General features: G+C 47.6%; 13 protein-coding genes. 12 read left to right on the top strand and 1 reads right to left on the bottom strand.

The genetic code is table 11. The features are described 5' to 3' along the window. Positions 1–3: 3 nt before the first annotated feature. Positions 4–1,299 (bottom strand): ATP-dependent RNA helicase RhlB, encoded by a 1,296-nt coding sequence (gene rhlB / locus BMX14_RS10680; protein ID WP_092676656.1) that lies wholly within the window; start codon positions 1,297–1,299, stop codon positions 4–6. Positions 1,300–1,415: 116 nt separating this feature from the next. On the opposite strand from rhlB, the gene trxA reads away from it, so the two are divergent. From trxA to wecG, 12 genes are all read left to right on the top strand, one after another. Then, on the top strand, positions 1,416–1,748 hold the full coding sequence (gene trxA / locus BMX14_RS10685; protein WP_092676658.1) for a thioredoxin TrxA: 333 nt from the start codon (positions 1,416–1,418) through the stop codon (positions 1,746–1,748). Positions 1,749–2,077: 329 nt separating this feature from the next. Further along, positions 2,078–3,337: a transcription termination factor Rho gene (gene rho, locus BMX14_RS10690; RefSeq protein ID WP_092676661.1), complete on the top strand. Its 1,260-nt coding sequence runs from the start codon at positions 2,078–2,080 to the stop codon at positions 3,335–3,337. 164 nt (positions 3,338–3,501) lie between these two features. Beyond that, entirely contained in the window at positions 3,502–4,593 is a 1,092-nt protein-coding gene (gene wecA / locus BMX14_RS10695) for a UDP-N-acetylglucosamine--undecaprenyl-phosphate N-acetylglucosaminephosphotransferase (protein WP_092676831.1), read from the top strand. A 3-nt stretch (positions 4,594–4,596) separates the two neighbouring features. Next, complete coding sequence (locus BMX14_RS10700; protein ID WP_092676663.1) at positions 4,597–5,550, top strand: Wzz/FepE/Etk N-terminal domain-containing protein; 954 nt, start codon at positions 4,597–4,599, stop codon at positions 5,548–5,550. 6 nt (positions 5,551–5,556) lie between these two features. Then, positions 5,557–6,693 (top strand): non-hydrolyzing UDP-N-acetylglucosamine 2-epimerase, encoded by a 1,137-nt coding sequence (wecB, locus tag BMX14_RS10705; protein WP_092676664.1) that lies wholly within the window; start codon positions 5,557–5,559, stop codon positions 6,691–6,693. Further along, positions 6,683–7,945, top strand: a complete 1,263-nt coding sequence (wecC, locus tag BMX14_RS10710) for a UDP-N-acetyl-D-mannosamine dehydrogenase (protein WP_092676666.1) — start codon at positions 6,683–6,685, stop codon at positions 7,943–7,945. The genes wecB and wecC overlap by 11 nt, the downstream gene beginning before the upstream one ends. 1 nt (position 7,946) lies before the next feature. Next, on the top strand, positions 7,947–8,642 hold the full coding sequence (gene rffC, locus BMX14_RS10715) for a dTDP-4-amino-4,6-dideoxy-D-galactose acyltransferase (protein ID WP_092676668.1): 696 nt from the start codon (positions 7,947–7,949) through the stop codon (positions 8,640–8,642). Next, positions 8,629–9,759, top strand: a complete 1,131-nt coding sequence (gene rffA / locus BMX14_RS10720) for a dTDP-4-amino-4,6-dideoxygalactose transaminase (RefSeq protein WP_092676670.1) — start codon at positions 8,629–8,631, stop codon at positions 9,757–9,759. Before rffC ends, rffA begins: the two co-directional genes overlap by 14 nt. Beyond that, complete coding sequence (gene wzxE, locus BMX14_RS10725) at positions 9,759–11,006, top strand: lipid III flippase WzxE (RefSeq protein ID WP_092676672.1); 1,248 nt, start codon at positions 9,759–9,761, stop codon at positions 11,004–11,006. The genes rffA and wzxE overlap by 1 nt, the downstream gene beginning before the upstream one ends. Beyond that, positions 11,006–12,085, top strand: a complete 1,080-nt coding sequence (locus tag BMX14_RS10730; protein WP_092676674.1) for a TDP-N-acetylfucosamine:lipid II N-acetylfucosaminyltransferase — start codon at positions 11,006–11,008, stop codon at positions 12,083–12,085. The genes wzxE and BMX14_RS10730 overlap by 1 nt, the downstream gene beginning before the upstream one ends. After that, positions 12,082–13,461, top strand: coding sequence for an ECA oligosaccharide polymerase (gene wzyE, locus BMX14_RS10735; protein ID WP_092676675.1), 1,380 nt, complete (start codon positions 12,082–12,084; stop codon positions 13,459–13,461). Before BMX14_RS10730 ends, wzyE begins: the two co-directional genes overlap by 4 nt. Further along, a complete protein-coding gene (gene wecG, locus BMX14_RS10740) occupies positions 13,448–14,200 on the top strand; it encodes a lipopolysaccharide N-acetylmannosaminouronosyltransferase (protein ID WP_092676677.1) in 753 nt (250 codons plus the stop codon). The genes wzyE and wecG overlap by 14 nt, the downstream gene beginning before the upstream one ends. Positions 14,201–14,308: the final 108 nt, after the last annotated feature.

The raw sequence follows: 14,308 nt of genomic DNA on the forward strand, positions 1-14,308 counted from the left end.
GTATTAACCTGTACGTTTGTTACGATTGTTGTTACGTGGTTGATTACCACGGCGATTATTATTATTTCCACGGCGCTGGTTGTTTTGTGAACGAGGACGTGAGAAACGTTTTGGTGCCGGTAAGTCAGTCAACAATGCGTCGCTATTATACTTACTTACAGGAATGCTGTGACCAATATACTCCTCGATACCTGGAAGGTTTAGCGAGTATTCTTCACACGCTAAGCTGATAGAGTGTCCGCTCGCCCCGGCACGGCCAGTACGGCCGATACGGTGCACGTAGTCTTCACGGTCATCAGGTAAGTCATAGTTGAATACGTGGGTGACTTCTGGGATATGTAGCCCCCGCGCGGCAACGTCTGTGGCAACCAGAATATCGATATTACCTTGGGTAAAGTCTTCTAAAATACGCAGACGTTTTTTCTGTGGGACATCACCGGTCAGTAAGCCAACACGATGTCCATCGGCGACCAAATGGCCCCAAATGTCTTCACAACGGTATTTAGTGTTAGCAAATATTACCGCACGGTCAGGCCACTCTTCCTCTATCAGGGTCTGTAACAGACGCATTTTTTCTTCGTTAGAGGGGTAGAACAGCTCTTCTTGAATACGATGTCCGGTTTTTTGTTCCGGCTCGACTTCGACATATTCGGCATTATTCATATGTTCAAAGGCCAGTTCACGCACACGGTATGACAAGGTCGCAGAGAACAACATGCTTAAGCGTTCGGTCGCTGGCGGCATTTTACGGATCAGCCAACGAATATCTTTAATAAAGCCGAGGTCAAACATACGGTCAGCTTCATCAAGGACTAACACTTGTAAAGCACCGAGGTCGACGTGGTTTTGCTTGACGTAATCGATGATGCGGCCTGTGGTCCCGATCAGGACATCAACGCCTTGGGCAAGAACTTTTAATTGTTTGTCGTAGCCATCGCCACCATAAGCGAGACCGATTTTTAAACCTGTTTCCTGCGCTAATGGCTCTGCATCGGCGTGAATTTGTACCGCTAATTCACGCGTAGGGGCCATGATCAAGGCGCGAGGTTGGTTGACTTGACGCCCTTCGGCAGCAGGTCGAGATAAGAGATAATGAAACGTTGACGTGAGGAACGCCATCGTTTTTCCGGTACCGGTTTGCGCCTGACCTGCGATGTCATGCCCAGCAAGAGCATAAGGCAATGTTAACGCCTGGATAGGTGTACATTGCGTAAAGCCTTTGGTATCAAGGGCTTTAATCACCGTAGGGTGCAGGGCGAAGTCGGAAAACTTCTTTTCTGTTAAGTGTGTTTTGCTCATAGTGTGGTAGAATATCAGCTTATTGGCGCTTTACGAAAGCGTATAAATTGAAATAAAGTTAACTATATTGATTTTATAGAAGCCGAATCACCAGGCATAAATTTGTGGAGCCAACTATGAGCAGCGAAAAAATCGTTCACCTAACCGACAGTAGCTTTGATACTGATGTACTTAAAGCTGAAGGCATTACCCTGGTCGATTTCTGGGCAGAGTGGTGTGGCCCTTGTAAAATGATTGCCCCGATTCTTGATGAAATCGCGGACGAATACGAAGGTAAACTGACTATCGCCAAACTGAACATTGACGATAACCCAGAAACAGCACCGAAATACGGTATCCGTGGCATCCCAACTTTACTGCTCTTTAAAGCGGGTGAAGTGGTTGCAACCAAAGTTGGCGCACTGTCTAAGGGCCAATTAAAAGAGTTTTTAAACGCTAACCTCGGTTAATACTCTTCGAGATGCCAGTGATGGTTTATTTTTGCGCTATCACTGGACGTCTCTTGAGTGGCATGCTAAGTTATTAACACTGCATTACAATCTTACCTGTAGTCAGAATCTAGATTTCTAATCGAACTTGTTGTCCATTATCGCAGAATTAACAGGTTTGGTAACATCAGTGGAATCTCCACTTTAATTAATAAATTACGCAGCCTCATTTCTTCCTATTAAAGACTAGGGCTGAAACCTAAACGATATTACCTAAAACAGGCGTGGGACGTTTCCGACCACTCATGACTAACATTTCAAGAAGTACCCCAAGTCAAGAACCCATCACTATGAATCTTACCGAATTAAAAAATACACCAGTGTCTGAATTAATTTCACTGGGTGAAAATATGGGGTTAGAAAACCTCGCGCGCATGCGCAAACAAGATATTATTTTCGCAATATTGAAACAGCATGCGAAAAGTGGCGAAGACATCTTCGGTGATGGTGTGCTGGAGATACTGCAGGATGGATTTGGTTTCCTCCGCTCTGCAGACAGTTCCTACCTCGCCGGTCCCGATGATATCTACGTTTCTCCAAGCCAAATTCGACGCTTTAACTTAAGAACAGGTGACTCCGTTGCCGGTAAAATCCGTCCACCGAAAGAAGGTGAGCGCTATTTTGCCCTGCTGAAAGTCAATGAAGTTAACTTCGATAAACCTGAGAACGCCCGTAATAAAATCTTATTTGAAAACCTGACGCCTCTTCATGCAAACAATCGCTTACGCATGGAGCGGGGAAATGGCTCAACTGAAGATCTTACTGCACGTGTATTAGATTTAGCCTCGCCAATTGGGCGTGGTCAGCGTGGCCTGATCGTTGCACCGCCTAAAGCGGGTAAAACGATGCTGTTGCAAAACATCGCACAAAGCATTGCTTACAATCACCCTGACTGTGTCTTAATGGTCCTGTTGATTGACGAGCGTCCTGAAGAAGTGACTGAAATGCAACGTTTGGTTAAAGGTGAAGTGATTGCTTCTACCTTTGATGAGCCAGCTTCTCGTCACGTTCAGGTCGCTGAAATGGTGATTGAAAAAGCTAAACGCTTAGTCGAGCATAAAAAAGACGTCATCATCCTGCTCGATTCCATTACTCGTTTGGCGCGTGCGTACAACACCGTTGTCCCTGCCTCCGGTAAAGTCCTGACAGGGGGTGTCGATGCCAACGCATTACACCGTCCTAAGCGTTTCTTTGGTGCTGCGCGTAACGTTGAAGAAGGCGGCAGCTTGACCATTATTGCTACCGCCCTGGTCGATACTGGCTCGAAAATGGATGAAGTTATCTACGAAGAGTTTAAAGGTACCGGCAACATGGAATTACATCTTTCGCGTAAAATCGCCGAGAAGCGTGTATTCCCTGCGATCGATTACAACCGCTCCGGTACACGTAAAGAGGAACTGCTTACCTCTTCTGAAGAACTTCAAAAAATGTGGATCTTGCGTAAAATTATCCACCCAATGGGTGAAATTGATGCGATGGAATTCCTCATCAATAAGTTGGCGATGACCAAAACCAACGACGAATTCTTTGATATGATGAAACGTTCCTAATTCTGAGAAGCCTAACCGCGCGTTAAGCTCAGATTTATTGTAAAGTTAACAAACGTCACGTGTTTACGTGGCGTTTTTTTTTTAATGCATATAGCATTAACAATCTGAAATGGATTTACTTCGCAAGTGTTACGATAGAGAGCTTGAATGTGAATATGCTCAATATGAGTGTTGAATTAGGACTGACATTTCTCTTTTCCCTTGTCTTTGTTTTCTTAGCTCGCAAAGTGGCTAAAAAAGTGGGATTAGTTGATAAGCCTAATTTTCGAAAACGCCATCAGGGAACAGTACCGCTAGTGGGAGGCATCTCCGTGTTTGCGGGGGTATGCTTTGGTTTCTTGATCACCAATTACTATCAGCCGAATGATATGTTATACCTCACCTGTGCTGGGGTATTGGTGTTGGTCGGGGTGATTGATGACAGATTCGATATAAGCGTCAAAATCAGAGCAGTAGTACAAGCCGTCATCGCGATAGTGATGATGTCTGTCGCCAATCTTTATCTGCATTCCTTGGGGTTTATTATTGGTCCGATCGAACTGCGTGTCGGTCCCTTTGGTTATGTCATTACCCTCTTTGCAGTGTGGGCCGCGATAAATGCCTTCAATATGGTCGATGGTATTGATGGACTATTGGGCGGGCTCTCCTGTGTCACCTTTGGGGCATTAGGATTAATTCTTTATAACCAAGGTCAGCCTAGTCTGGCCTTCTGGTGTTTCGCCATGATAGCAGCAATTATTCCCTATATCTTACTCAACCTCGGTATGCTTGGACGGCGCTATAAAGTCTTTATGGGTGATGCAGGCAGTACAATGATTGGTTTTACCGTTATTTGGATATTATTGGAGGCGAGCCAAGGGCAATATCACCCCCTCCGCCCCGTGACAGCGTTGTGGTTAATTGCTATTCCGCTTATGGACATGGTTGCCATCATGTATCGTCGCTTACGTAAGGGGCAAAGCCCCTTCACCGCAGACCGCCAGCATATCCACCACCTGATCATGCGTGCCGGCTTCACTTCTCGCCAAGCCTTTGTTCTCATTACCCTCGCGTCAGCGATCTTGGCGGGAATTGGTATGTTGGGCGAATTTTTCAGCTTTATTCCAGAATGGTTCATGATGGTACTGTTTCTCATGGCCTTCTTCGTTTATGGATACTGTTTAAAGCACGCCTGGCGTGTGGCCCGACGTATTCGTCGTAATAAACGCGCATGGCAGTTACGCCGTAAAGCGCGTGATGGACAAACACAGGATTAAATCATGCATTCTTCTATTGATAATGAGCTCGATGTGGAAAGCTGTGTGCAGCGTTTATGGCGCGGTAAGAAATGGATCGGTCTAGGCCTGATCTTAGGGGTTCTGCTTGCGTGGGCTTACACGATGTTTGCCACGCAAAAATGGCTGTCAGTAGCACAATTTAGTCGCCCAGATTTGTCGAAAGTGACGCACTACTACCAAGAACTCTCGAAATTAAATCAACTCAGTACCTATTCTGATCCCGCGTCGACAACCGATAACGCGGATGTGGAGACAGTATTGGATGCGGTATACCAAACTTTTTTACAGCAGCTCGCCTCTGTCGATAACCGTCGTCGATTTTGGTTGGAACAAGGAAGGGCCGATAAGGCTGAATCCATGACGCCAACGCGACTAGACCGACGAGTGGCAAGCATTCAATTCGCCGCGGGGGATAAGCTGCACGGAACGGTTGATACCCTAAGTCTGACCGCAGAGAGTGCGGCAAGCAGTAGTCAACTGCTCAAGCGCTATCTTGCGTTCACTGACCAGCAGGTTATGGATCAAGTCCAACAGCAATTATCAGCGGCTTGGCAATCTGAAATGACTAAGATTGAACAACAGATTGCTTTTGAAAAATCGGTCGCGCAAGCGGCTTATGACCAACACGTCAAGCAACTCAAAAATGAAGCGGCGCAGTCTGACGATAATCAAACCAAAGCGGCCATTAACGTTGTCGAGCAAACGGGGCCGGTGGCTTCCGATAGTCTACTGCGTGATCAAGCCCGATTAGCAGCACTGCAAAGCGGCCCGACCTCTCTTAAGCCTTTTACGAGCTGGACAATGTTGCAATCACCAGAGCCGCCCATTAGTCGACAAAGCCCACGTTTGCCCTTACTGATGGTGATGTGGGGCCTAGTTGGCGTCATTATTGGTGCAGGTATTGCCCTCACTCAGCGTGTAAAGAAAAAGGAATAGGAAAGCGTGAAGGTATTAACAGTCTTTGGTACTCGACCTGAAGCAATTAAGATGGCGCCTCTGGTGCAAGCGTTACAGAACACCAAGGAAATCGAGTCTCGACTCTGTGTTACCGCACAACATCGTGAAATGCTTGACCAAGTGCTGCATGTCTTTCAACTGGTTCCTGATTTTGATTTAAATATTATGCAGCCCGGCCAATCGCTTAGCGACATTACGAGTCGCATCTTGGTGGGGATGGCTGATATTTTCAAAGATTACAAACCCGATCTAGTCCTCATCCATGGTGATACCACCACAACGTTAGCCGTGAGCTTAGCCGCCTATTATCATCAAATAAAAGTCGGGCATATTGAGGCGGGCTTGCGCACCGGTAACCTTTTTTCCCCTTGGCCTGAGGAGGGTAACCGTAAAGTTGCCACTCACTTAGCTCACTGGCACTTCGCGCCAACTGAGCATGCAATGCGTAACCTAGTCGCGGAGAATATTCGAGAAAGCGCTATTACTGTCACCGGAAACACCGTTATTGACGCGTTATTATGGGTACGCGATAAAATCGTCGGCGATAAGGCATTAGATCAGCGCCTTGCAGCGGAATTCCCGTATTTAATGCATGGGCGTCGGATGATCCTTGTCACTGGACATCGACGGGAGAGTTTTGGGGGCGGATTTGAGCGTATCTGTCAGGCACTGGTTGCGTTAGCAAAACGTTATCCCCAAGTCGATATTGTTTATCCTGTGCACATGAACCCCAATGTTCGTGAGCCAGTCGAACGCTTATTACAGGGTGTTGAAAATATTCATCTTATTCAGCCGAAAGAGTATTTACCTTTTGTATGGTTGATGAATCGCGCCTATTTAGTCCTCACCGACTCTGGCGGCATCCAGGAGGAGGCACCGTCACTCGGTAAGCCGGTGTTGGTGATGCGCGAGACCACCGAGCGTCCAGAGGCGGTTGAAGCAGGAAGCGTGCGCTTAGTGGGAACCGAGAGCGAAACCATTGTTAAGGAAGCGTCACGACTGCTTGATGATGAACAGGCGTGGCAAGCAATGAGTCAGGTGAAGAACCCCTACGGCACCGGTCAAAGTTGTCAGAAAATTGTCGAATTTATTAAACACTCATGGGTTGAGCATGCACATTAAAACAGTCTCCATTTTTGGTCTTGGATATATAGGATTACCTACCGCCGCGATTCTGGCCGATGCGGGGTGCCAAGTCATAGGTGTTGATATCAATCCAGTGGCGGTCGAGACCATTAATCGTGGTGAAATCCATATCGTTGAACCCGAATTGGCCGACGTGGTGGCGCGAAATGTTGCGGTAGGACGTTTAAGGGCGACCTTAACCCCAGAGCCTGCAGAGGCTTTTTTGATTACGGTACCGACGCCGTTTGAGGCGGATCATCAGCCAGACCTTAGCTATGTCAAGAGTGCGACGCTCGCCATCGCGTCACAGCTGAAAGCGGGTGATTTAGTTATTCTAGAATCCACCTCACCTGTCGGCGCAACCGAACAAGTGGCCACCTGGATCGCCGAACTGCGTCCGGAACTTCACGTTCCCGGACACAGCGACCAGCCGAATATTGCCATTGCTTACTGCCCTGAGCGTGTACTGCCTGGTAAAGTGATGGCCGAATTAGTCAGTAATGATCGTGTGGTCGGGGGAATTACCCCTGAATGTTCGGTTCAGGCGAGTCAGCTTTATCAGTTATTTTTGCAGGGTGAGTGCGTGACAACCAATGCGCGTACCGCTGAAATGTGTAAGCTTACTGAGAACAGTTTTCGTGATGTAAATATTGCGTTCGCTAATGAGCTCTCTTTAATCTGCCATGCACTGGACATCGATGTGTGGGAGCTGATTCAACTCGCGAACCACCATCCTCGCGTGAATATTTTACAACCCGGCCCGGGCGTGGGTGGGCACTGCATTGCGGTCGACCCGTGGTTTATTGTGTCGCAGACTCCCGAATTAGCTCGGTTAATCCGTACGGCCCGTGAGGTGAATGACAGTAAACCCTTTTGGGTGCTCAACCAGGTCAAAAAAGCGGTCGCAGATTGCCTGATGGCGAATGGTAAGACAGCGGCTGATATAAAAATTGCTTGCTTTGGTCTGGCCTTTAAACCGGATATCGATGATCTACGGGAAAGCCCCGCGATGCAGGTTGCGACGTTGATTTGTGACTGGCACCAAGGAGAGACGCTGTTAGTCGAGCCGCATATTCGCCTATTACCTCATACATTTACTGATAAAGCTGCTCTGGTCGGTATGGATGAAGCCATACACCGTGCAGATATTCTCGTTCTCCTGACCGACCATAAGGTCTTTAAAGCACTCGATAAGTCACAATTCACGACTGACTTTGTGATCGATACGCGTGGGGCTTGGCGTAACTGAGATGACTATCAACCTCTTGGCATGGGAAAGTGCTTTTTTCTCTCAGCGAGTGGGGAAGGTCGACCTTGCTCAACTCGATCGCCTTAGCGTAGAGGAGTGTGCTGACTGGGATATGGTTCAGGCCAAGGTGCCCAGTACAGACTATCAATCATTAGATACCTTGACAGGCCAAGGCTTTGCATTGGTGGAAGGGGAGGCTGAACTGGTCATCGCCATCACTGAGACAACGCGGCAACCAGATATTCGTATTGCTCGTCCGGGCCATATCGACGCACTGCGTCACCTGGCAGGTAGCCTGTTTACAGGCAGTCGTTTTCGCGCGCCATGGTTTAACCACTCCTTAACCCAACAGTTTTATGCACAATGGATTGAAAATGCGGTGCAAGGGACCTTTGATGATCAATGTCTAATCAGCCTCGATGAGCAGGGCGCTGTGTCCGGTTTTGTGAGTTTACGTCACACTGAGCGGATTGCCCGGATTGGGTTATTAGGGGTGGCGAGTACTCACCAAGGGGCGGGGGTAGGCCAGCTGTTGCTACTTGCCGCCGCCGATTGGGCGCGTAGCAAAGGGCTGAAGGAACTGCATATCACGACCCAACTTAGTAATTTATCCGCGATGCGTCTCTACCTGCGTCACGGTGCGCGTTTAACCTCTACGAGTTATTGGCTCTATAGGAAAAGAGATGATTCCGTTTAATGCTCCTCCGGTAACCGGAAGTGAAGCCGATTACATGCACTCAGCTATGGCAAGCGGCAAATTATGTGGTGATGGCGGCTTTACCCGCCGAGTACAACAATGGTTTGAGCAGCGTTGCCATGTGCCCAAGGTCTTACTGACACCTTCCTGTACCGCATCTCTGGAAATGGCGGCCTTGCTGATCAATATTCAGCCAGGTGATGAAGTGATCATGCCGAGCTATACCTTTGTTTCGACTGCGAATGCGTTTGTCTTACGTGGGGCGAAAATTATCTTTGTCGATGTTCGCCCTGACACCATGAACATCGATGAAACTTTAATTGAAGCCGCGATTACTGAGAAAACGCGCGCCATCGTACCGGTGCATTACGCCGGGGTTGCCTGTGAGATGGATGTAATCATGGCATTGGCGGACAAATATAAGCTGTATGTGATTGAAGATGCCGCGCAAGGCGTGATGAGCAGTTGGAAGGGACAATCATTGGGATCGATTGGTCATATCGGCTGCTTTAGTTTCCATGAAACCAAAAACTATACGGCAGGTGGAGAAGGTGGCGCGACATTAATTAACGATCCGACGTTAATCGAGCGGGCGGAGGTTATTCGCGAGAAAGGGACGAATCGTAGCCAATTTTTCCGTGGACAAGTCGACAAATACACTTGGCGAGATTTGGGATCCAGTTATCTGATGTCTGACTTGCAAGCGGCTTATCTCTGGGCGCAATTAGAAAACGCAGACCTTATTAATCAGCGGCGCTTGGCGCTATGGCAAAATTACTATGATGCGTTATCCCCTTTAGCCGATCAGGGACGGTTCACCTTACCCACGCTACCGGCGGATTGTCAGCATAATGCCCATATGTTCTATCTTAAATTGCGCGACCAAGAGGATCGTGATCATCTCATCACGTGGTTAAAAGAAGCAGAGATCCTCAGTGTTTTCCACTATATCCCTCTGCACAGTTCACCCGCAGGCTTACAATTCGGTGAGTTTAGTGGCGAAGATTGCTACACAACCGTCGAGAGTGAGCGTTTAGTTCGGTTACCTATGTATTACAATTTGACTGATAACCAGCAAAAAATTGTTATAGGGTCGCTGCTGAGTTTCTTTTCCTAATGTCTTTTGCTCGAGCCTCCATCTGGACCGCGACTTCAACCCTCACCAAGATCCTTTGCGGCTTGGTGATTATAAAGTTACTGGCTGTCACTTACGGGCCGGAAGGTATTGGGCTTGCAAGTAATTATCGGCAATTAATTACCGTACTCAGTGTGATGGCGGGGGCGGGTATCTTTAACGGCGTAACGCGTTATGTGGCGGAATATCAAGACTCCTCCCACCCGTTGCGCCAGCTTTCTGCTACCGCCTCGACCCTAGTGTTAGGCGCGGGTATGCTGATTGCTTTAGTTTTTTTACTGTTCGCTGAGCCTATCAGTCAAGGGCTCTTTGGCCATCATGACTATGCTCAGGTCATTCGTTATCTCGCTTTCTTGCAGTGTGGTATAGGTTGGGCAAACCTCTTACAGGCAAAATTGAAGGGGATTAAGGACGCACGAAGCAATGCCATGATTATTATGGGGGGGTGTCTTCTTGCTGTGCCGGGTTACTTGGTGTGTTGGTCTTTAGGTGGCTATACAGGAGCCTTGGTGGGATTAGCCGTGGTGCCCGCTATTGCGTTATTGCCTGCAGCCTATTTCTATCAACGCTCGACACCGGAGCGATTGGGGCCGCTGCGTTTAGGCTGGAATACCGAGATGGCTGGCCGCTTACTAAAGTATACGCTTATGACCGGGATTACCGCGGTCACATTACCCCTTGCATGGGTCGTGATGCGCCATCAGCTGGCAGATTATGATGATTGGCAAGCGGTGGGGCTTTGGCAGGGTGTTGCGAGTGTTTCCGATGCTTACTTACAGTTTATAACGGCTACCTTTAGTGTGTGGTTACTTCCCGCGCTAAGTCGTTTGCAGGAAAAGAAGGCAATTGCCACAGAGATTCGCCGGACACTCCTTCGCGTTATCCCAGTCGTGACAGTCTTGAGTTTTGCCGTTTGGTTATTACGCGATCAGGTTATTGCTCTCCTCTTCTCCAGCCAATTCATCGCGATGCGCGATCTCTTTGCTTGGCAGCTTCCCGGTGATATCTGCAAAGTGGCCGCTTATGTGTTTGGTTATCTGGTGATCGCACGAGGCAGTTTACGTGCCTATATCCTGACAGAAATCACACAATTTTGTTTATTATTGGCCACCAGTCATTGGCTCATTGCTGAGAACGGCGTATTAGGGGCAGTGCAAGCGTATAGCATCACTTATAGCTGTTATTTACTGTTGGTTGTTGCAGCATTTTTTTATTGGTATCGAAAATAATGGCGATTATTCATGTATTGGGGGCCGATATCCCTCATCACAACAAGACGTTGTTAGCCTTTTTTAATGAGGTATTAACCACTGAAGTTCCCTGCTCACAAGCGAGGAAGTTTATTGTGGTCACTCAGGATATCGCACTGGCTGAGCAGTATCCGAACCTATCAATTGACTGTGTGACGTCGAAAAAGCAATTGGCGAAAGTGGTCACCGATCTCGCTAAAAATCGACAAACGCTATTTTTTTGTCATGGCCAATTTAATCCTTACCTATGGTTGGCGTTACTCAGCGGGCGGATAAGAAGGCACCAGTTACATTGGCATATCTGGGGGGCTGATTTATATGAAGCGTCACGGTCGCTAAAATTTCGGCTTTTTTATATTCTAAGACGTCGCGCGCAAGGACGCGTCGCAGCGGTTTATGCCACCTTGGGCGATCTCAGTGTTTATCAGCAAAAATACCCAAAGGTAACGGGTCATAAACTCTATTTCCCGACCAAAATGGCGACAACACCGCAAACGCCGGTTGTGGAGGCTACAACCCAGCCCTTGACCATCTTATTGGGTAACTCGGGTGATCCGACCAACCGGCACTGCCAGGCCTTGACGCAGATAGCACAGCGCTTTGGCCAAGAAGTTAAGGTGATCATTCCCATGGGCTATCCCGACAATAATGACGAGTATATTGCGAGGGTAAATTCACATGCTTCACAGCTCTTTCCGTTAGTACAGGTTGAGATCTTAACGGAAAAGTTAATGTTCGATGCCTATTTGAAGGTGGTTGATCGTTGTCATCTGGGTTACTTCATCTTTGCACGGCAACAAGGAATTGGTACGCTCAGCTTATTGATTGATAAAAATATTCCGTTCGTTATCAGCCGAAAAAACCCGTTTTGGCGTGATCTTGCTGAACAACAATTACCGGTCTTATTTGATGAAGACTCGCTTGATCGAAAGATTATTCAGCGTGCCCGTCAACAGTTAACCCATCACGATAAAACGACGATTGAGTTTTTCTCACCCGGCTATATACAGGGCTGGCGTGATAGTTTGCAGCGATTAGAAGAGATGGAGTTATCATGACGGGTGGGCAGTTTATAGGCTTAGCCTTGGTATATGTGCTTTCGCTTTGCTTTGTCCTAACGGTAATGGTGAAGGAATTCCGTCGCGAGCGCTTTAATTTTCATCTGTTCTTTTCATTACTCTTTGTACTGACGTTCTATTTTGGGTTTCCTCTTACCTCAATATTAGTCTTTGGTTTTCAGGAGCCGGTGGTTGATCCTCTCTATCTGTTGCAAGCCTTATTATCGGCAACAGGGTTTTATGCCCTCTATTATGTGACGTATAAGGTCCGATTAACCCGTAAGCCTGTAGCACCCGTTACCGGCTTTTTTACGATGACCCGCTTAGAGACTCATCTATTCTCAGGATTGTTAGTACTGGTTGCGCTGGTGAGTCTAGGGATCTTTTTTGCGCACAATGGGTTATTACTTTTTCGACTGACCTCCTATAGCCAAATTTTTTCCAGCCAAGTATCGGGCGTTGCCTTAAAACGCTTCTTTTACTTTTTTATCCCTGGCATGTTGGTGGTGTATTTCCTTAAGCCCACGTTACGGCAGTGGTGCGTATTTCTTGTGATGACCGTGACCTTCGGTCTGATCACTTACATGGTAGTAGGTGGAACGCGTGCCAATATCATCATCGCGTTTGCGCTATTTTTATTTATTGGTATTAGCCGTGGGTGGATTACGTTATCGATGTTACTCGGTGCTGGGGCGATGTCGATTGTAGGAATGTTTTGGTTAGCGTTGCAGCGCTATAACCTGAACGTTACTGGCCCAGAAGCTTGGTATACCTTTCTCTATCTGACGCGTGATACGTTTTCGCCTTGGGAAAATCTTGGGCTGATCTTTAGTCATTACTCGCAGCTCGACTTCCAAGGACCCGCACCGATGTGGCGAGACTTTTATGTCTTTATCCCAAGTTGGTTGTGGCCGGAACGACCCTCGGCAATCTTAAATAGCGCAAATTATTTTACTTGGCAGATTTTGGACAACCATTCAGGGTTAGCGATATCTCCGACGTTGATCGGTTCGTTGCTCATCATGGGGGGCGTAGGGACACTGGTGCCTGGCGCATTGTTAGTCGGCCTTATTATTAAAGGCTTCGATAGCCTCTATTATCGCGCTCGGCAAGAGCCGAATCGCTATACCGCAGCGTTGATCAACAGCTTCTGTTTTGGGGCGGTGTTTAATATGATTGTCTTAGCTCGTGAAGGGCTGGATGCTTTCGGCTCACGAGTGGTTTTTTTCGCGATTATTTTTCTGCTGTGTCTGGTGGTGACTAAACTCTTATTTTGGTTTTTACAACGCGCAGGGCTCGTCAAACAGCGGGTCGGGGCAACGTCAGTGCCTTCCGTCAGTCCCTTCTACTCAAAACAAAAGGATATCTGTGAGTAACCGTCCGATAACGTTGCCAAGTTTTACTATTCGTCAGATCCCGGTATATGGCTTCCCCTCTATGCAAGCGTTTACCGATTTCCTGCTGCCGGATGCTCTGCAGGTGCATACTGGACGTCTGATTGCATTGAATGCTGAAAAAATTTTAACGGCAGAACATAATCAACTACTGCATCAAATCCTGACTAGCGGGGGGATCAATTATCCCGATGGTATCAGTATCGTCCGTTCCATCCGCAAAAAGTACCCCAGTAGCCAAGTTACCCGTATCGCGGGTGCAGATTTATGGCAGTCCTTAATGCAACGTGCTGGCGCATTATCCGTCCCCGTTTATTTGGTCGGAAGTCAGCCCGATGTGTTGGCGCAGGCCACCAATAAACTTAAGCAACAATGGCAGGTGCCGATTGTAGGCCAACAAGATGGTTATTTTACGGAAGCTGAGGTCGAGTCGCTTATCCAACGGATTAAAGCGAGTCAGGCTAAAGTGGTTACCGTGGCGATGGGGTCTCCACGACAGGAGCTATTTATTCAGCGTTGTTATGAGGGATACCCTGATGCGCTGTATATGGGAGTAGGGGGTACCTATGACGTCTTTATCGGTAAAGTGAAGCGAGCGCCACTGCTTTGGCAGAAATTGGGTCTTGAGTGGCTGTATAGACTGATTAAGCAACCTTCTCGATTAAAGCGACAGTTAAAGTTGTTAAAGTATCAAGGTTATCACTGGCGTGGGGAGCTTTAAGGCCAAAAAGAGGGTAAATTGCCGAAACTTCATACAAAGTGAACAAAGCGCAATCAAACGATAATTTAATTTAAAAAACCACTAGACAGCTAGGCAACACTACCGTAA

It is taken from the genome of Rosenbergiella nectarea, from assembly GCF_900111105.1.
Lineage (GTDB): Bacteria > Pseudomonadota > Gammaproteobacteria > Enterobacterales > Enterobacteriaceae > Rosenbergiella > Rosenbergiella nectarea.

Excerpts from the sequence above, each read along its gene's own strand:
- BMX14_RS10730 (WP_092676674.1), top strand. The coding sequence starts at position 11,006 with ATGGCGATTATTCATGTATTGGGGGCCGATATCCCTCATCACAACAAG.
- wecC (WP_092676666.1), top strand. The coding sequence starts at position 6,683 with ATGCACATTAAAACAGTCTCCATTTTTGGTCTTGGATATATAGGATTA.
- trxA (WP_092676658.1), top strand. The coding sequence starts at position 1,416 with ATGAGCAGCGAAAAAATCGTTCACCTAACCGACAGTAGCTTTGATACT.
- rhlB (WP_092676656.1), bottom strand. The coding sequence starts at position 1,299 with ATGAGCAAAACACACTTAACAGAAAAGAAGTTTTCCGACTTCGCCCTG.
- wzyE (WP_092676675.1), top strand. The coding sequence starts at position 12,082 with ATGACGGGTGGGCAGTTTATAGGCTTAGCCTTGGTATATGTGCTTTCG.
- BMX14_RS10700 (WP_092676663.1), top strand. The coding sequence starts at position 4,597 with ATGCATTCTTCTATTGATAATGAGCTCGATGTGGAAAGCTGTGTGCAG.
- rffA (WP_092676670.1), top strand. The coding sequence starts at position 8,629 with ATGATTCCGTTTAATGCTCCTCCGGTAACCGGAAGTGAAGCCGATTAC.
- wzxE (WP_092676672.1), top strand. The coding sequence starts at position 9,759 with ATGTCTTTTGCTCGAGCCTCCATCTGGACCGCGACTTCAACCCTCACC.
- wecA (WP_092676831.1), top strand. The coding sequence starts at position 3,502 with ATGAGTGTTGAATTAGGACTGACATTTCTCTTTTCCCTTGTCTTTGTT.
- rffC (WP_092676668.1), top strand. The coding sequence starts at position 7,947 with ATGACTATCAACCTCTTGGCATGGGAAAGTGCTTTTTTCTCTCAGCGA.
- rho (WP_092676661.1), top strand. The coding sequence starts at position 2,078 with ATGAATCTTACCGAATTAAAAAATACACCAGTGTCTGAATTAATTTCA.